This is a genomic window from Lentilitoribacter sp. JB5-8 (assembly GCF_055693385.1).
The window spans coordinates 2,940,948-2,959,325 of the sequence record NZ_CM146332.1 but is presented as its reverse complement, the minus strand read 5'-3'; the positions used below and the strand labels follow the sequence as shown (position 1 = coordinate 2,959,325).

Below are 18,378 nucleotides of genomic sequence, written 5' to 3'. Positions count from 1 at the left end.
TTGGCTTGCGGCAATAGGTTGTATATAAGCCAATTGAAAGAGTAAGCGCTTAATTGCGTTATCCGTTTGGAGATAGTTATGGATTTTGAAAAGTTTTTCACAGAGTCGCTTGATGGTCTTAAAGAAGAGGGCCGCTATCGCGTTTTTGCCGATCTAGAGCGACATAGAGGAAACTTCCCAAAAGCAACGCGCCATAAGCCGGACGGAACGGTAGGTGATGTGACTGTTTGGTGCTCTAATGACTATCTTGGTATGGGGCAAAACCCTAAAGTTTCAGACGCGATGAAAGAAGCAATTGACCGGGCAGGTACGGGTGCTGGTGGCACGCGCAATATCTCTGGCACAACGCATTACCATGTCTTATTGGAAAAAGAACTGGCGGATCTTCATAACAAGGAATCTGCACTTTTGTTTACATCTGGCTATGTATCAAACTGGGCTGCTCTTGGCACGCTGGGAGCAAAAATTCCAAACATGATCATTTTCTCAGATGCATCAAATCATGCATCAATGATTGAGGGTGTTCGTCACTCACGTGCGCAAAAGGTGATCTGGAAGCATAATGACGTGAAAGATCTGGAAGAAAAGCTTGCCGCAGCTGATCCAGAAGCGCCGAAGATGATCGCATTTGAAAGCGTTTATTCTATGGACGGTGATATCGCACCAATTAAAGAGATCTGTGATATTGCAGATAAATACGGCGCAATGACTTATCTTGATGAAGTGCATGCCGTTGGTCTTTATGGCCCGCGCGGTGGCGGAATTGCCGAACGTGAAGGTTTGATGGATCGCATCACGGTAATCGAAGGTACTTTGGGCAAGGCCTACGGGGTCATGGGTGGATATATCACCGCGTCCGAAGCTTTATGTGATTTTGTGCGTAGTTTTGCGTCAGGCTTTATTTTTACAACAGCTATTCCTCCGGCAATTGCAGCCGGAGCAGCAGCGAGCATTCAACACCTTAAAATGAGTAGTTTTGAGCGCAAGCAGCAGCAAGAGCGTGTGGCTAAGCTTCGTGAGCGTCTTGATGCGCGCGGTATTCCACACATGATGAATGATAGCCATATTGTTCCGGTGATGGTCGGCGATGCGGCTAAATGTAAAATGATCTCTGACATGTTGCTTGATGATTATGGCATTTACGTTCAGCCAATTAACTATCCAACAGTACCACGCAAAACTGAGCGTTTGCGCTTTACCGCTACGCCTTTGCACAGCGATGAAGATATCGAAAATCTTGTGAGTGCATTGCATGATCTTTGGTCACAATGTGCATTGTCGCGGGCTGTCGCTTAAACACATTAGCTAGTGTCATAAAAGGTTCATATGGACCCTTTAAGCGTTGATAAGATCATCAGGCGTTTGCGGGGCCCTATCGTTTTTGATATGCGTGTGATGCAGCATTTGCGATTATTGAGGCGATGATACTTTGGCATATTCAAACCCACAAAAATTTGTAGCTGAGCTTGTTGGTACAGCTTTTCTGTTGGCGACAGTTGTTGGCTCGGGGATTATGGCTGAGCAGCTCGCAGGCGGAAATGTTGCGATCGCTTTGTTAGGGAATACTATTCCTACAGGCGCGATCTTATTTGTTTTAATCACAATGTTTGGTCCAATTTCAGGCGCGCATTTTAATCCAGCGGTGACGCTGGTTTTTTTCCTGCGGAAAGAAATAGCCGCAAAAACGTCTGTCCTTTATGTGGTGTTTCAGATCATCGGAGGCATATTGGGCGTATGGGCTGCGCATTTAATGTTTGAATTAGATGTAATGCAATTCTCACAAAAGGTGCGGGCAGGCGGTGCGCAATGGTTTGCTGAAGGTGTTGCGACTTTTGGATTGGTCTCGACAATATTGCTGACAATTAAAGCCAAAGAAAGCGCTGTTGCTATGGCGGTCGGGCTCTATATTACAGCTGCTTATTGGTTCACTGCTTCGACATCCTTTGCCAATCCCGCCGTGACGATTGCCCGTAGCTTCTCAGATACATTTGCTGGTATTCGACCCGCCGATGCGCCCGGATTTATCATCTCTCAGTTGACATTTGCCGTGCTTGCATGGTTGTTCTGCAAATGGATATTGGGTGAGAAAAACAATTAATGTCAGACAAAATACCTGTCACCGTTATAACCGGCTACCTCGGCGCTGGTAAAACAACGCTGCTTAATCGCATATTGTCAGAAAAGCATGACAAGAACTATGCCGTTATCGTCAATGAATTTGGTGAGATCGGCATTGATGGCGCGTTGGTCGTTGGAGCGGATGAAGATATCTTCGAGATGAGCAATGGCTGTATTTGCTGTTCCGTGCGTAGTGATTTAATCGAAACTATTGATAATTTGCTGAAAAGCGGACGAGCGATCGATAATATCATTATCGAGACGACCGGATTGGCTGATCCAGCACCCGTGGCGCAGACCTTTTTGCAGGAAGAATTTGTGCGGTCAAAAACGCAGTTGGATGCAATTCTCACCATTGTCGATGCCAAACATATCTCGGTTGAGCTTGAAGCGTCCCGCGAAGCGAAAGAGCAGATTGCCTTTGCGGATATTCTTTTACTAAATAAGGTCGATTTGGTTGAAGATGTTGATGCCTTGGAAGCTTTGCTGCGTTCAATTAATCCGCTTGCCAAAATTTATCACACGAAACAATCAGATATTGATCTGGATTTAATCCTGTCGCAAAACGCATTTGCTTTGGACCGCACTTTGGTCAAAGATCCTGACTTCTTAACTCACCACCACCATCATCATCACGATGACGATGTTCAGAGTTTTTCTTTGGAAAGCGACATTCCACTGGATCGCGAAAAATTTTCATCATGGATGCAATGGGTGTTGGAACATTTCGGCATGGATATGCTCAGAACCAAGGGCATTATCAGTTTTAAAGGCGATGATGAGCGGTTTGTCGTTCAAGGTGTGCATCAACTGCTGGAAGGGGTTGCGCAACGTCCCTGGCGCGTGGATGAAGCCCGCTTGAGCCAGCTTGTCTTTATTGGACGGAATCTGCCGGAAGATATCATCTCTGAAGGCTTTTACGACGCGCAAAAATAAACCCGCTTAATATCTCTATCAAGCGGGTTATTAAAACAGTCGTGTGGATGAGTTAGTCGACGAAGGCACGTTCGATAACGAAATCAGCAGGCTTGCTGTTTGCTCCTTCTTCGAAACCGCGCGCCTCAAGCAGAACCTTTAGATCGTTGATCATCGCCATTGAACCGCAGATCATCACTCGGTCAGTTTCAGGGTTCAAATCAGGCAGTCCAACAGCTTTTGCCAATGTGCCATCTTCAATGAGATTGGTGATACGACCCATTTGATCGCTTTGTTCGCGTGTTGTCGTTGCGAAGTGGATCAGTTTTTCAGTTGCTTCTTCACCAACCAACATATCTTCTTTGGTAAGTGCCACTGTGTCAAAGCCATATTTCAGTTCAGCAACATCGCGTGTTGTGTGCGTTACAATCACTTTGTCATAGTTTTCATAAGCTTCTGGATCACGCATAACAGATGCAAATGGCGCGATACCTGTACCAGTTGAGACCATGTAGAGATTTTTCGCTGGTGTCAGCGCATCCATGACCAATGTACCGGTTGATTTCTGACGCATCCAAATTGTGTCACCCGGCTGAATTTTCTGCAAATGCTCTGTCAAAGGACCGCCAGGCACTTTGATTGAGAAGAATTCAATTTCTTCATCCCATGAAGGGCTGGCAATTGAATAAGCGCGGAACAATGGCTTGCCTTCAGATGGAAGACCAATCATCACAAATTCGCCAGATCTAAAGCGGAAGCTTGCAGGTCGGGTGATGCGGAACTTAAACAGTCGATCCGTATAATGTTCTACAGAGATGACTTTTTCAGCAAATGTCGCTTTTGGTAGTGGAAACTCATCACTATTCAGCGGCTGCGCGGATTCTAAAGCGGACAATGGTGTCTCCTAGGTAATTGGGTATATATCTTACATACATCAAAATTCGTTAGCATACAAACGAATTATCTATTTTGTGTTCTACACCTGATTTTGCAAAATTGACAGGATAAAAGTTCTAATCAATTTTGAAATGTTAGAATGTTTAACTGTTTTTCATTTGAAATCTGATTGATGACGGTAAAACCTCATATATTTGCCAATGTTGATTACGATTCTATGATTTCGTCTAACCTATAATATGAGTGCCTTGGGTTAGCCTTGAGCTGGATCAATAAATTTGAAATTTAGGATTCTTTTTCTCAAGTTTTTGTGCTTTATTTATTCAAAGGCTTATAGACCATTGAGCGACCACATTCATAACATGAGAAAAATAAATGACAGATAATGATCAGCCACAAACTTGTCCTGTCAGTGGGCACACAACGCCAGAAACCTCGCCAATTGTTGCTGTTACCGGCGCTAGCCGCGGGATAGGGCATTCCATCGTGCGAAAATTTCATAATTCGGGTTGGGAGGTTTTCACTCTTGCGCGAACGCCTTTTTCAAAAGTATGTCCATGGGCTGAAGGGATCGTTAAACATATTGAGGTTGATTTAGAAGATCCAAAATCTGTTGCAAAAGCTATGGGTGAGTTGCATGAGCGCCTTGATGGCAGAGGATTGGATGCTTTGGTCAATAATGCCGGCATTTCTCCAAAGGCTGAAAATGGCGAACGGCTCAGTGCATCTCAAACAAGTGTCGAGACCATGCTGCGCGTGCACATGGTCAACTTCATCGCGCCATTATCGCTCTGCCGAGAGTTACTGGAGCCGCTGAAAAAGGCAAAAGGTTCTATTGTAAATGTTACATCGATTGCGGGTTCAAAAACGCATCCTTTTGCGGGTGCCGCGTACGCGACTTCAAAAGCTGCGTTATCTGCATTAACGCGCGAACTTGCGTCTGAATATGCTGATACCGGAATTCGCGTGAATGCGGTTGCGCCGGGCGAAATTGAAACATCAATTTTATCTCCGGGAACAGATGAGATGGTCATGCAGGAAGTGCCAATGCAACGCCTTGGCAGCCCTGAAGAAGTCGCCGAAGTTGTCAGCTTTTTATGTGGTGAGAAATCTTCTTATGTGAATGGTGCTGAAATCCACATTAATGGTGGTCAGCACCTTTAATCATTAAGGTTAGCACTTTTGCTTAAGCAGGTGTTAGACCGCGCAGGCGCTCTGTTCTTCGTCTTAGGAGCTCCAGAACCCCAAGCAGGATGATCGATAGGATCACCATGACAGTTGCTACAGCTAAGATAGTAGGTGAGATTTGCTCACGAATACCTGAGAACATCTGACGTGGGATTGTACGCTGTTCAACATCTGCAATAAAGAGCACTGCCACCACCTCATCAAATGATGTGATAAATGCAAAGAGTGCGCCAGAGATCATACCAGGCAAGATCAGTGGCATGATAACCTTGCGGAAGGTTGTCCAACCATCAGCGCCCAGGTTTTCGGCAGCTCGAATGAGCGAGCGATCAAAACCTGAAAGGGTCGCTGTTACTGTGATGATTACAAACGGGATACCCAATGTGGTATGCGCAAGGATCACACCTAGATAGGTTTTCGCCAAGCCAATATCTGAATAGAAGAAGAACATACCAGTGGCGGTAATCACCAATGGAACGATCATTGGTGAGATCAAAAGACTAGTGATGGCTGCACGATATGGCATCTCAGCGCGTGATAGACCAAGAGCTGCTAGCGTACCAAGGCCTGTTGCAAGCAGCGTCGAACAGATCGCAATGAAGAAGGAATTACGTGTTGAGCGCACCCATTGTGCATTGTTCCACATATCGCTCCACCAAGCAGCACCTGTCGCTGCGGGATCAATCATGCCGTTGAAGAAAATGTCTTGATACCAACGGAAGGAATAGGCTGCGCTATCAAATGACAACATGCCTTCAGTGAAGGTGAAATAAGGTTCTGCGTTAAATGACAGCGGCATGATGATCAAAATAGGCGTGATCAAAAATACGAAAATGAAAGTACATAATAGCAAGAACAAATACTTATTGAAATAATTCAGATAAGTTGAATAGGCTGGCAGCGCTTTCATGAAAAACAGCGGTGTCCCGAATAGGAACAGAAAACCTAGTGTTACGCTTACAGAACTTGTGGTGATGAATACAAGTGCTGTTAGAACAGCAAAAATGATGTAGCCAGTTTGAAGTTTTGTCATGGTCATATTCCTATCCAAAACTCAGTTTCTCAATGCCCACAATCTTATTGTATAGCCAGTAGAGAATAAGCACGATTGCAAGCAATAGCGATCCAAGAGCGGCGCCTAAGCTCCAGTTTAAAGATTTTTGGATGTGATAGGCGATCAAGTTAGAGATCAGCAGTCCATCTTCACCGCCAACTAGGGCAGGGGTGATGTAGTAACCGATGGCCAAAATAAACACCAGTAGCGTTCCGGCCGCAATCCCAGGCAATGTGAGCGGGAAGTATACGCGTCTAAACGCGGTGAATGTTTTGGCGCCCATAGAACTTGCAGCTCGCATATAGCTTGGCGGAATAGTTTTCATCACTGAGAATAATGGCAAGATCATAAATGGTAACAGGATATGCACCATGGCTATGATGGTTCCTGTTTGGTTATAAATCATCTGTACACGGCCATCTTCACCGACCAGTCCAATGAAGACGAGTATGTCATTGATAATGCCCTCCGTCTGAAGGATGGCGATCCAAGCGGTTGTTCGCACCAATAGTGATGTCCAGAACGGCAACAATACTAAAATCATCAGAAGGTTCGATGTCTTTAGTGGTAAGGTAGATAACAGATAAGAGACCGGGAATGCTAACAATAAGCATATGAAGGTGATTGTGGCGGAAAGCCTTAAGGTTTTAAAGAAGTTCGACACATAAATCTGATAAAGTTCATCGGCTTCAGTTATATTGCCTTCATCATCATATTTAAGATCAAGCGCTGCCATATAGAAATAAGGGGTGTAATCTCTCGTCGCACGCTTAAGGCTGCGCCATAGAACTGGATTGTCCCATTTATCGTCAATTTCTAAAAGTGCTTCTGTGTAAGGGCCTTCTGTCACTTTTGCCAATTTTCGCGATGAAGACGTAAAGAGACTGCGGCTGCCGGGGATTTCGTAATTGATGCGTGTCGCCAGATTACCAACCGTCTTGCCGATTTCGCGTTTTTCACGCGCGACTTGCATGTCTTTTACAAATAATTCGATGGTTTCTTCAGGGGGTAACCCTTGCTCATCCCATTTTTGGATGGCGAAAGTAAAATTAGGTAATACGCCAGAGGCTGTATCATTATTGACTGATCGCAGGAGCATCTGACCGATCGGGATCATAAAGCTCACGATAATAAAAATTACCAGCGGTAGGGTCAATAGAAGCGCGCGCCATCTAGCTCTGCGCGTTGATTGAATCAGTTTTTGTTTTAGTGGCACGCCATCTGCGGTCACTAGAGTTTCAGGTGTCGTGGTTGAGCTATCTTGCATACTGATTCAAAACTATCTTTTAAGTGTTTGAAAGCGCGGGAGTTTTAACCCCCGCGCTCATCGATAATATTAGTTAGTTAGCCAAGCGTTGAAACGCTCGTTCAACTGGTCAGCATTATCAGCCCAGAAATCGAAGTTATTCTGAGTTGCGTTTGTTAGGTTTTCAGGTGCAGTTGGCATCTGTGGACCCATATCGATGTCTTTGTTGTGGAACTTACCAACAAGTGGTGCAGATGATTTACGAGCTGGACCGTATGAGATGTAAGACGCTTGTTTCGCAAGCTGCTCTGTTGCAGTTGAGAATGCAAGGAAGTCCATTGCAAGTTCTTTGTTTGGTGTGCCTTTTGGAATTACCCAAAGGTCAAGATCCCAGATGTGACCGTCCCAAACGATTTCGAATGGCTTGTCTTCGCCTGCAACAGCGTTGAAGATACGGCCGTTATAAGCAGTTGTCATTGCAACTTCGCCATCAGCAAGTAGTTGTGGCGGCTGAGCACCAGCTTCCCACCAAACAACTTGATCTTTGATTGTATCAAGTTTTGCAAATGCACGATCGATGCCTTCTGGAGTATCCAATACATCGTAAACCTCTGCAGCTGAAACGCCATCCGCAATAAGAGCGAATTCAAGGTTGATTTTCGCGCCTTTACGAAGACCACGTTTGCCTGGGAATTTCTCTAGGTCAAAGAAGTCAGCCATTGTTGTTGGGCCGTCAGCAATTTTTGAACTGTCGTAAGCAAAGATTGTTGTCCAAACGATGTTGGCAACAGCACATTCGTGAAGTGTACCTTCGATGAAGTCTTGCTCAGCAGGAGTGCCATCAGCACCAGCTGGCAAAATGCCTGGATCGATTGTTTCAAGAAGGCCTTCGTCACATGCACGGATCGCATCTGAAAGTTCTACGTCAACGATGTCCCATGTGACATTTCCAGCTTCAACCTGAGCTTTGATCTCAGCAATACCACCGTTGTAGTCTTCTGAAACGATTTTATTGCCAGTCTTTTCAACCCATGGCTTGTGGTAGGCTTCAACCTGACTTTTTGTATAAGCACCGCCCCAAGAAACGACAGTGATTTCATTGGCTTGCGCAGAAGCGGCAAGTGCCAAACCAGCTGTCAAAGCAGATGTTGCTAAGAAGTGTTTGATTTTCATTTTTACTCTCCCAAGTATGTTCATGAGTTTGTGTTTTAGTTAGTCATAAAATTAGGCGACAGCATCCAATGCTTTGCAATCTTCAGCAGACCACCCAATTTTAATTTTTTGACCTTCGGAAATATTCCAGCCGCTGGATTTGTTTCGAACCTTAACAATGAATTCGTCGTTTCCAGCCACATCCATGACGACCCTTAAATGGTCACCAAGGTACAAGATTTCCTTGATCGTGCCCTCAATCAAATTGTCCAGGTCTGCATTGTCGTAAATTTCAATACGTTCTGGACGAAGTGATAGCGTGGTTTTGTCGCCCACCGCACCCGCGTTCACCGCGTCTGCTTTTAGGATAGTACCATCAGAAAGTTTAACTTCACAGGCATTTCCGTCTTTTGACGCAATCGTGCCTGTTAGTTTGTTGTTCTCACCAATGAACTGAGCAACAAAAGAATTATGTGGTGTTTCATAAAGCACATCCGGTGGTGACAATTGTTGAATGACACCGTCATTAAATACCGCAACTCTGTCAGACATCGTCAGGGCCTCGGTTTGATCGTGTGTCACGTAAACGATTGTCACGCCAAGGTTTTCGTGGATATGCTTGATTTCATACTGCATTTGCTCGCGCAATTGCTTATCCAGCGCGCCAAGCGGTTCATCCATCAAGATGAGCTCTGGGTCAAACACAAGCGCTCTTGCTACGGCAACACGTTGTTGCTGACCACCTGAAAGTTGCGCAGGGCGACGATTGCCAAATTCAGACAATTCAACCATTTCCAAAGCGCGTTTTACTTTAGCTTCCTGATCGGCTTTGCTCATCTTTCTGATTTGCAAAGGGAAGGCCAAGTTCTCCGCAACACTCATATGCGGGAAAAGTGCATAGTTTTGGAAAACCATGCCAATGCCACGCTTAAAAGGAGGCACATTGTTGATCGGCCGATCGTTTAGATAAATTTCGCCATTTGTTGCGGGTTCAAAGCCGGCCAGCATCATAAGGCATGTGGTTTTACCTGATCCTGACGGCCCAAGCATCGTCAGGAATTCGCCAGGAGCGATATCAAGGTTTAGATCTTTTACGACGAGATTTTCCCCATCGTAACTTTTCTGGACGCGTTCAAATCTGACCGCGGCGCCAGGAATTCCCTGCATAAACTGTGTATCCCAATTTAATTTTTATAGTTTGTAGCCCGAACGATAACTGCTCAATATAATTATGCAATGGTGTCTGCGCGCTTGTTGTGCAATTAGATATATATTTCCTCATTTATCGTTAATTTCAGTAATAAATAATATTTTTGTGTATATTTAAGGAATTAATTTCTAATATGCGGAGTAAAATTAGTTTTATTAATGCTGATCATTAGTTGAGCTATTGTCTATAATTTTATCAAATTTCATTTTTCTTGCTCAAATGCGACATTTTGTGCGGAATCGAGAGAAGTTTTAATTTTTGAAAGTAAATTCTCAATTTGCTCACTATTTATGATCATTGGGGGGCAAAAAGCAATCGCATCCATCATAGCACGGACAATTACTCCATTTTTTTGCAATTCTGCCGCAACAATTGCGCCAAGGCGTCCTGCGGGCTCTAAAGCAGTCTTATTGTTTTTATCCGTAACAAGTTCGATTGCTGCAACGAGACCGACCCCGCGAACTTCTCCGACAAGTGGATGATCTAAGAGTTTGTTTAATCCTTCGATAAACTTTGCGCCATTGACCTTGCAGTTTTCGACAAGGTTTTCTTCTTCAATAATTCGAATTGTTTCAAGAGCAACAACAGCTGGTGTGGGGTGGCCGCCTGCGGTGAAGCCATGACCAAATACGCCGATCTCATCGCTTTGCTCGGCGATGGGTTCAAAGACCCGTTCGTTGATCAAAAGCGCTGATAATGGCAAGTAAGAAGAGGTAATCTGCTTTGATAATGTCATCATATCAGGTTTGATGTCGTAGGTTTCACAGCCAAACATTTTGCCGGTTCTGCCAAAGCCATTGATCACTTCATCAGCGACCAACAAGATGTCATATTTGTTCAACACTGCTTGGATTTTTTCCCAATAGGTTTCAGGTGGAATGACCACACCGCCTGCGCCCATGGCGGGTTCAGCAAACATTGCAGCGATGGTGTCTGGCCCTTCTGATTGGATAAGATCATCAAGCTCTTGAGCCAAGCGGCTGGCAAATTCTGTTTCGCTTTCGCCAGGTAAGCCATCTTTATAATAGTGCGGGCAGGTGAGTCGCAGAACATCCGGCACAATCAAATCAAAGGATCTATGGTTATTTGGCAAACTTGTGAGGCAACTCGAAGCAATAGTCACCCCGTGATAGGCGCGTTTCCGCACAATAATTTTTTCTTCTCTGGTTTTCCCATCGCGTTTGATCGGTACCAGATCATTTTAAGCGCTGTATCGATCGCTTCGGAACCCGAATTGGTAAAGAAGGCTTTGCTCATTGGTACAGGTGCAATCTCGATAAGCTTTTCCGCTAAATCAATCGCGGGTCCATGAGATTTGTGCGTAAAGTTGTGATAAAAAGGCAGCTTGAGCATCTGCTGATATGCTGCATCGGCCAAGCGCTTTTCGCTAAAACCTAATCCTGCAGACCACAAGCCCGACATCGCTTCGATATATTTATTGCCCTCATTATCGTAGACATAAATGCCATCGCCCCGTTCGATGATCAGCGGGCCGATTTCATTATGCTTTTTGGCATTTGTGTAGCCATGCATGTGATAGGCAACGTCTCTGGCCTCATCAGAATTCGGTTTATACGCCATGAAAAATCCTCATCAGTCTACAAAGTCAAATGTGTCGCTTATTGAATAGACTTTTTGCGGCCGAGGGCAATATATATAATTTTTAAATTTGGATTCTGAAGGAGGGCGTCACGTGGCAAAGCCAAATATTTTGATCTTTATGGTGGATCAGCTCAATGGAACATTGTTTCCTGATGGTCCTGCAGAATGGCTTCATGCACCAAATTTAAAGAAGCTTGCTGCGCAATCTGTGCGGTTTAAAAACTCCTATACAGCGTCTCCCTTATGTGCGCCGGGTCGCGCGTCATTTATGTCTGGTCAATTGCCACATCGCACACGCGTTTATGACAATGCGGCTGAGTTTTGTTCTGATATTCCTACCTATGCGCACCATTTAAGACGCGCCGGCTATCAGACTTGCCTCTCCGGCAAGATGCACTTTGTCGGACCTGACCAAATGCATGGATTTGAGGAGCGATTAACAACAGATATTTATCCCGCTGATTTTGGTTGGACCCCTGATTACCGAAAACCTGGGGAGCGGATCGATTGGTGGTATCACAATATGGGGTCTGTCACAGGTGCGGGCGTTGCTGAGATTTCTAATCAGATGGAATATGACGATGAAGTTGCTTATAACGCGGTCCGCAAGGTTTATGATCTCGCACGCGGTCACGATGAGCGTCCGTGGTGTTTAACGGTAAGTTTTACCCATCCGCACGACCCTTATGTCGCTCGCAAGAAATATTGGGATCTATATGAGGGATGCGAGCATTTGCTGCCTGAAATCCCTGCAATGGATTATGAAGATCATGATCCGCATGCAAAACGGATCTTTGATGCCAATGATTGGCGAAATTTTGATATCACCGAAGAGGATATTCAAAAGTCTCGTCGCGCTTATTTTGCCAATATTTCGTATTTGGATGACAAAATAGGTGAGGTGATGGAGGCGTTAGAAAGCACAAACCAGGAAGCAATAATTCTATTTTTGTCAGACCATGGCGACATGCTTGGTGAACGCGGTTTGTGGTTTAAAATGTGCTTTTATGAGGGCTCGGCACGCGTACCAATTATGATGAAATTGCCTGATGTCGATCCAACATTGATTAGCGAACCAGTTTCCAACATCGATATCACGCCAACGCTCTGCGATATTGCAGGTATTTCTATGGATGAAGTTTTGCCATGGACGGATGGTGAAAGCCTATTGCCTTATACGAGTGGGAAACCGCGAGAAACGCCTGTTGCCATGGAATATGCGGCAGAAGCATCCTATGCGCCGCTGGTCTCGCTGCGGCAAGGGGATTGGAAGTTTAACCGATGCGCACTGGACCCTGATCAATTGTTTAACTTGTCAGATGACCCACACGAGATTAACAATCTTGCAGGTAATCCTGAATTCTCCGATGTTTTGGCCGTTTTTTCAAAACAAGCCGATGAGCGTTGGAATTTGGAGCAATATGATGCTGCTGTGCGTGAGAGCCAAGCTAGACGTTGGGTAGTCTATGAGGCTCTTCGAAACGGCGACTATTATCCATGGGATTATCAACCATTGCAGAAAGCGTCTGAGCGCTATATGCGAAACCATATGGATTTAAATGTTGTGGAAACGAACCAACGTTTTCCGCGGGATTAACGAGGATAGATGATGATTGAAATTTTAGGACGAGATACCTCACTGAATGTACAGATCGCTATGTGGGCGATTGCGGAGCTTGGTCTAGTGCATAAGCGCCATGATGTTGGTGGTGCTTTTGGTGGCAATGATACGGCTGAATATCTAGCGATGAACCCGAATGGATTGGTCCCTGTCATGAAAGATGGCGATCTTGTTATGTTCGAAAGTGCTGCAATTGTTCGGTATCTATCTCATAAATATGCGGATCAGGCTTTTTATCCGCGAGATCCGATAAAGCGCGCTGAAATAGATATGTGGGCGGAATGGAATAAAACGACATTTGCCCCATTGCTGTTGAGTGAGTTTTTCTATCCGCTTGTCAGATACGATCCTGCAATTCTTGATCATGCAGCGCTAGATGAAGCGGCTTCAAAAATGGCGACGTTGGCGACGATGTTAGATGATCGATTGGGTGAGGGGCCGTTTATTGCTGGCGATGATTTCACCTATGCAGATATCATTGTGGGAACGGTTTTATATCGTTACTACGAATTGGAGTTTTTGCGGACTAGCACGCCCAATATTGATCGTTATTACGAGCGACTTACCTCTCGTGAAGCCTACAAAACTCACGTTATGGTGTCTTATGAACCGTTGCGTTGGAAACCAGACGAATAATCAAAATCTGCTGAATAATTGAAAACTGAATGGATGAACATGAATTTGAAGTGCCAACCTAAGGCGAGCCATTTTATCAATGGTGAATATGTCGAGGATGATCAAGGGCAAGAGATTATCTGCACCTTTGCAGCAACGGGCGAAGTGATTGCAAAGCTACATGCAGCTACACCTGATATTGTTGAAAAGGCCTTGGTCACAGCCAAAGAGGGCCAGCTTATCTGGGCGAAAATGACAGGGACTGAGCGCGGGCGTGTTTTGCGCAAGGCTGCGGATATCATTCGTGAACGCAATGAAGAGCTAAGCATTTTAGAAACCTATGACACGGGTAAGCCAATTCAGGAAACCATCATTGCAGACGCTACAAGCGGTGCGGATGCGCTTGAATATTTTGGTGGTCTTGCAGGTTCGCTCACAGGTGAGCATATTCAGTTGGGCGAAGATTTTGTTTACACCAAACGCCAGCCATTGGGCCTTTGTGTGGGGATTGGTGCTTGGAACTATCCAACGCAGATTGCTTGCTGGAAGGGTGCACCTGCGCTTGCATGTGGGAATTCCATGGTTTTTAAACCATCGGAGACAACGCCGTTATGTGCGCTCAAAGTTGCTGAAATTTTGCATGAAGCTGGTGTGCCGGCTGGGGTTTATAATGTCATCCAAGGTATGGGTGATGTTGGCGCGCAGCTGATTACAGATCCGCGTGTGAACAAAGTCTCGCTTACAGGTTCAGTGCCAACCGGTCGCAAGGTATATTCAGCTGCGGCGGAAAGCATGAAGCATGTAACAATGGAATTGGGTGGTAAATCTCCGCTTATTGTATTTGATGATGCTGATATTGAAGATGCTGTCGGTGGAGCAATATTGGGGAACTTTTATTCCTCAGGTCAGGTTTGTTCGAACGGGACACGCGTTTTTGTGCAGAAAGGCATTTTGCCTAAATTCCTTGCGCGTCTTAAAGAGCGCACTGAAAAAGCCATCATCGGTGATCCGTTAGATAAAAACACAAATTTCGGTCCAATGGTGTCAGAACGCCAGGCGAATATTGTGCTTGGTTTTATCAAAAAAGGTGTCGAAGAAGGGGCAACGCTGGTTCATGGTGGTCATAAGCTTGACCGTGAAGGATATTACATCGAGCCAACAATTTTCTCAGATGTAACTGATGAGATGACAATTGCAACGGATGAGATTTTTGGTCCGGTTTTGTCTGTTTTAAGTTTTGATACAGAAGACGAAGTGATCGCGCGCGCCAATGCCACCGAGTTTGGATTGTCTGCCGGCGTGTTCACGCAAGATTTAAAACGCGGTCACCGCGTTATCGATCAGCTTGAAGCTGGATCCTGCTGGATCAATACCTATAATTTAGCACCTGTTGAAGCACCGTTTGGTGGAGTAAAGATGTCCGGTGTTGGACGTGAAAACTCCAAGGAAGCGATCAATCACTATTCTGAAGTTAAAACCGTTTATGTGGCAATGACACCCGTTGAAGCTCAATTTTAGAGGTATTTCATGCGTCAGGCAGATTTTGTAATTGTTGGTGCCGGCTCTGCTGGTTGCGCAATGGCTTACCGCTTGTCAGAGGATGGCAAGCATTCTGTGATTGTGATTGAACATGGCGGCACGGATGCTGGTCCGCTTATTCAAATGCCTGCGGCTTTATCTTACCCAATGAACATGCCGATGTATGATTGGGGTTATGAAACGGAACCAGAACCACATTTGGGTGGGCGAAAACTGGCAGCACCGCGTGGTAAAGTCATCGGCGGTTCTTCATCGATCAATGGCATGGTTTATGTTCGTGGTGCGCCATCTGATTATGATCACTGGGAAGAGACGGGCGCCAGCGGATGGGCCTATAAAGATGTGCTGCCATATTTCAAACGTATGGAAAATTGGCATGATGGCGGGCAGGGTGGAGACCCAACATGGCGCGGCACCAATGGCCCGCTGCACATTACCCGTGGTCCACGCTCTAATCCTTTGTTTAAAGCCTTTGTCGAAGCTGGGCGTCAAGCTGGGTATCACACAACGGATGATTATAATGGATACCAGCAAGAGGGCTTTGGCCCTATGGAGCAGACGGTTTGGAAAGGGCGGCGCTGGTCTGCAGCTAACGCATATCTAAAACCCGCGCTTAAGCGTTCAAACTGCGAAGTGTTACGTGGCCTGGCAACGCGTATTAAAATTGAAGATAAAAAAGCTGTTGGTGTTGAGATCGAACGTGGAGGCAAAACCGAACTGATCAAAGCCAATCGCGAAGTTATCATCGCAGCTTCTTCGTTCAATTCGCCAAAACTTTTAATGCTATCGGGCATTGGCCCCGCTGAGCATCTGAATTCGCATGGCATTGAAGTGGTGGCAGATCGCCAAGGCGTTGGGCAAAATTTGCAGGATCACCTTGAGCTTTATCTGCAAATGGCTGCAAGCCAACCGGTGACGCTTTATAAATATTGGAACATCTTTGGCAAAGCTCTGATTGGCGCGCAATGGCTGTTTACGAAATCAGGTCTAGGCACTTCAAACCAGTTTGAATCAGCTGCGTTTATTCGCTCAAAAGCTGGGATTAAATATCCCGACATTCAATATCATTTCTTGCCAATCGCGGTTCGCTATGACGGGCAAGCAGCAGCGGAAGGGCATGGGTTCCAAGCCCATGTTGGGCCAATGCGTTCTGTTAGTCGAGGGAGTGTTACGCTGAGATCTTCTGATCCGAAGGATGCACCAAAAATCCTGTTCAACTATATGAGCGAGGAGAAAGACTGGGAAGAATTTAGAAATTGCATCAGGTTAACGCGTGAGATTTTCGCACAGGATGCTTTCAAACCTTATGTAAAGCATGAAATTCAGCCCGGAAAAGCTGTACAGAGTGACGAAGAGCTTAACGGCTTTATCAAAGAGCATGTTGAAAGTGCCTATCACCCCTGCGGCACGTGTAAACTTGGTGCGAAAGATGATCCGATGGCTGTTGTTGATCCGGATTTGAAGGTCATAGGCGTTGAAAATCTGCGCGTTGCGGATAGCTCAATCTTCCCGCGTGTGACCAATGGTAATCTCAATGGGCCTTCGATTATGACCGGTGAGAAAGCTTCTGATCACATCCTTGGGAAAGATCTCCTGCCAGCTTCAAATGCGGAGCCGTGGGTGAGTCCAAGTTGGCAGACATCACAGCGATAAAGATGCAATTTTGACGTTTGATTTGTACCAAATAATGGACCATAGATCGCTTTAACTTGAGTATTTTAGTCAATAATTAATGCGCGAATTTTGTGTAAGTGTCTGTTATTATTGCGATTAAGCGCATTGCAATTTCCAAAATTTTACCACTTGATAAAAAATTTTCCGGTGTCATACTGAACTTATAAATCAGTATAAAAATGGGAACACTGATGCCGACAACTAATCAATCTAAAAAGGTGAGAACCGACGGGGTTCTTTCCGCTCGACTATCCTCCGAAGAGCTGAATGAAAATTTTTGTGATTTGCATGCCCCTTTAAGCCCGCATGAGGCAAAAGTGGCTGCTGATCGATGTTACTTTTGTCATGATGCACCATGCATAACAGCATGTCCAACATCGATTGATATACCTCTATTCATTCGTCAGATTTCTACTGGTACACCAGAGGCTGCTGCCACGACAATCTTTAAACAAAACATTTTGGGTGGCATGTGTGCTCGCGTTTGCCCAACAGAGACTTTGTGCGAAGAGGCGTGTGTGCGCGAGACAGCTGAAAATGACCCAGTAGAGATCGGTTTGTTACAGAGATTTGCAACCGATAAAGTCATGGATTCAGGCGTGCATCCATTTAAACGTGCGAGCTCAACATCAAAGCGCATTGCTGTTGTTGGGGCAGGGCCTGCGGGTCTATCTTGTGCCCATCGCCTGGCTATGAAGGGCCATGATGTAGTCATATATGATGGCCGCTCAAAGGCAGGCGGTTTGAATGAATTTGGTATTGCTGCCTATAAAACCGTTGATCAGTTTGCAGAACGTGAAGTTGAATGGCTTTTATCTATAGGTGGTATTTCCATAGAGCTTGGAAAGCGTTTGGGTGAAAATCTTGATCTTGATGAATTGCAGTCAGAATTTGACGCTGTATTCTTAGGTGTTGGTCTCGCCGGGGTGAACGCCCTTGGTTTGGATAACGAAGATGTTTCTGGTTCTGATGATGCAGTTGAATTCATTGCAGGTCTGCGCCAAGCAGCGGACTTAACTAATGTTGATATTGGCCGGAATGTTGTCGTCATCGGTGGCGGTATGACTGCGGTTGATGCTGCTGTTCAGGCTAAGCTCTTAGGCGCTGAACACGTCTCTCTTGTCTACCGTCGTGGCGTTGAAAATATGAATGCGAGTAAATTTGAGCAGGATTTAGCAGCGCAAAAAGGTGTGAATATCATCACCAATGCGCAGCCTGTTGGTCTTGTTGCTAATGGTTCGGTTCAAGAGGTTGAATTTGCCTATACCGAAACAGGCGATGATGGCTTTAAGGTCACCGATGATACATTCCGATTAAAAGCTGATCAGGTATTTAAGGCCATTGGTCAGAAATTGTCGCTTAATGTGTCCGGATTGGAGATTAAGGGTGGCAAAATCAGTGTTGACGAAAATGGTCAAAGTTCACTTGATAAGGTTTGGGCCGGTGGCGATTGCGCAACCGGTGGTGATGATTTGACCGTAACAGCAGTGGCAGAAGGTCGTGATGCGGCTGAAGACATACATGTAAAATTGATGGGATAGGATAAG

Annotated in this window: 14 protein-coding genes and 1 pseudogene; 9 read left to right on the top strand and 6 right to left on the bottom strand. The window is 45.4% G+C overall.

Annotated elements, in window-relative coordinates:
- Positions 1–78 precede the first annotated feature (78 nt).
- The 3 genes from hemA to ACZ1GZ_RS14455 all read left to right on the top strand — a co-directional run bounded on the left by hemA (position 79) and on the right by ACZ1GZ_RS14455 (position 3,054).
- Positions 79–1,296, top strand: coding sequence for a 5-aminolevulinate synthase (hemA, locus tag ACZ1GZ_RS14465; protein ID WP_472665594.1), 1,218 nt, complete (start codon positions 79–81; stop codon positions 1,294–1,296).
- Positions 1,297–1,429: 133 nt separating this feature from the next.
- Positions 1,430–2,098, top strand: coding sequence for an aquaporin (locus ACZ1GZ_RS14460; RefSeq protein WP_472665593.1), 669 nt, complete (start codon positions 1,430–1,432; stop codon positions 2,096–2,098).
- On the top strand, positions 2,098–3,054 hold the full coding sequence (locus ACZ1GZ_RS14455; RefSeq protein ID WP_472665592.1) for a CobW family GTP-binding protein: 957 nt from the start codon (positions 2,098–2,100) through the stop codon (positions 3,052–3,054). The genes ACZ1GZ_RS14460 and ACZ1GZ_RS14455 overlap by 1 nt, the downstream gene beginning before the upstream one ends.
- A 52-nt stretch (positions 3,055–3,106) precedes the next feature.
- Here the strand turns inward: ACZ1GZ_RS14455 and ACZ1GZ_RS14450 are convergent, their stop codons facing one another.
- Positions 3,107–3,928, bottom strand: coding sequence for a ferredoxin--NADP reductase (locus ACZ1GZ_RS14450; RefSeq protein ID WP_472665591.1), 822 nt, complete (start codon positions 3,926–3,928; stop codon positions 3,107–3,109).
- A 377-nt stretch (positions 3,929–4,305) separates the two neighbouring features.
- On the opposite strand from ACZ1GZ_RS14450, the gene ACZ1GZ_RS14445 reads away from it, so the two are divergent.
- A complete protein-coding gene (locus ACZ1GZ_RS14445) occupies positions 4,306–5,094 on the top strand; it encodes an SDR family oxidoreductase (protein WP_472665590.1) in 789 nt (262 codons plus the stop codon).
- Positions 5,095–5,116: 22 nt separating this feature from the next.
- Here ACZ1GZ_RS14445 and ACZ1GZ_RS14440 read toward each other — a convergent pair whose 3' ends face one another.
- From ACZ1GZ_RS14440 to ACZ1GZ_RS14420, 5 genes and pseudogenes are all read right to left on the bottom strand, one after another.
- Positions 5,117–6,028 carry an ABC transporter permease gene (locus ACZ1GZ_RS14440; protein ID WP_472668318.1) on the bottom strand — a complete coding sequence of 304 codons (912 nt, stop codon included), beginning with the start codon at positions 6,026–6,028 and terminating at the stop codon, positions 5,117–5,119.
- 133 nt (positions 6,029–6,161) lie between these two features.
- Positions 6,162–7,439 carry an ABC transporter permease gene (locus ACZ1GZ_RS14435; RefSeq protein WP_472665589.1) on the bottom strand — a complete coding sequence of 426 codons (1,278 nt, stop codon included), beginning with the start codon at positions 7,437–7,439 and terminating at the stop codon, positions 6,162–6,164.
- A 69-nt stretch (positions 7,440–7,508) separates the two neighbouring features.
- A complete protein-coding gene (locus tag ACZ1GZ_RS14430) occupies positions 7,509–8,591 on the bottom strand; it encodes an ABC transporter substrate-binding protein (protein WP_472665588.1) in 1,083 nt (360 codons plus the stop codon).
- Between the two features lie 51 nt (positions 8,592–8,642).
- Positions 8,643–9,737 (bottom strand): ABC transporter ATP-binding protein, encoded by a 1,095-nt coding sequence (locus ACZ1GZ_RS14425; RefSeq protein WP_472665587.1) that lies wholly within the window; start codon positions 9,735–9,737, stop codon positions 8,643–8,645.
- A 245-nt stretch (positions 9,738–9,982) separates the two neighbouring features.
- A pseudogene (locus tag ACZ1GZ_RS14420) lies at positions 9,983–11,313 on the bottom strand (aspartate aminotransferase family protein).
- Between the two features lie 187 nt (positions 11,314–11,500).
- Here ACZ1GZ_RS14420 and betC point away from each other — a divergent pair.
- The 5 genes from betC to ACZ1GZ_RS14395 all read left to right on the top strand — a co-directional run bounded on the left by betC (position 11,501) and on the right by ACZ1GZ_RS14395 (position 18,372).
- Positions 11,501–12,979 carry a choline-sulfatase gene (betC, locus tag ACZ1GZ_RS14415; protein ID WP_472668317.1) on the top strand — a complete coding sequence of 493 codons (1,479 nt, stop codon included), beginning with the start codon at positions 11,501–11,503 and terminating at the stop codon, positions 12,977–12,979.
- A 12-nt stretch (positions 12,980–12,991) separates the two neighbouring features.
- Positions 12,992–13,639, top strand: a complete 648-nt coding sequence (locus ACZ1GZ_RS14410; RefSeq protein ID WP_472665586.1) for a glutathione S-transferase family protein — start codon at positions 12,992–12,994, stop codon at positions 13,637–13,639.
- Between the two features lie 45 nt (positions 13,640–13,684).
- Positions 13,685–15,136, top strand: a complete 1,452-nt coding sequence (gene betB / locus ACZ1GZ_RS14405) for a betaine-aldehyde dehydrogenase (RefSeq protein ID WP_472665585.1) — start codon at positions 13,685–13,687, stop codon at positions 15,134–15,136.
- Positions 15,137–15,145: 9 nt separating this feature from the next.
- Positions 15,146–16,810 (top strand): choline dehydrogenase, encoded by a 1,665-nt coding sequence (gene betA, locus ACZ1GZ_RS14400; RefSeq protein WP_472665584.1) that lies wholly within the window; start codon positions 15,146–15,148, stop codon positions 16,808–16,810.
- Between the two features lie 212 nt (positions 16,811–17,022).
- Entirely contained in the window at positions 17,023–18,372 is a 1,350-nt protein-coding gene (locus ACZ1GZ_RS14395; RefSeq protein WP_472665583.1) for an NAD(P)-dependent oxidoreductase, read from the top strand.
- The last annotated feature ends 6 nt before the right edge of the window (positions 18,373–18,378 follow it).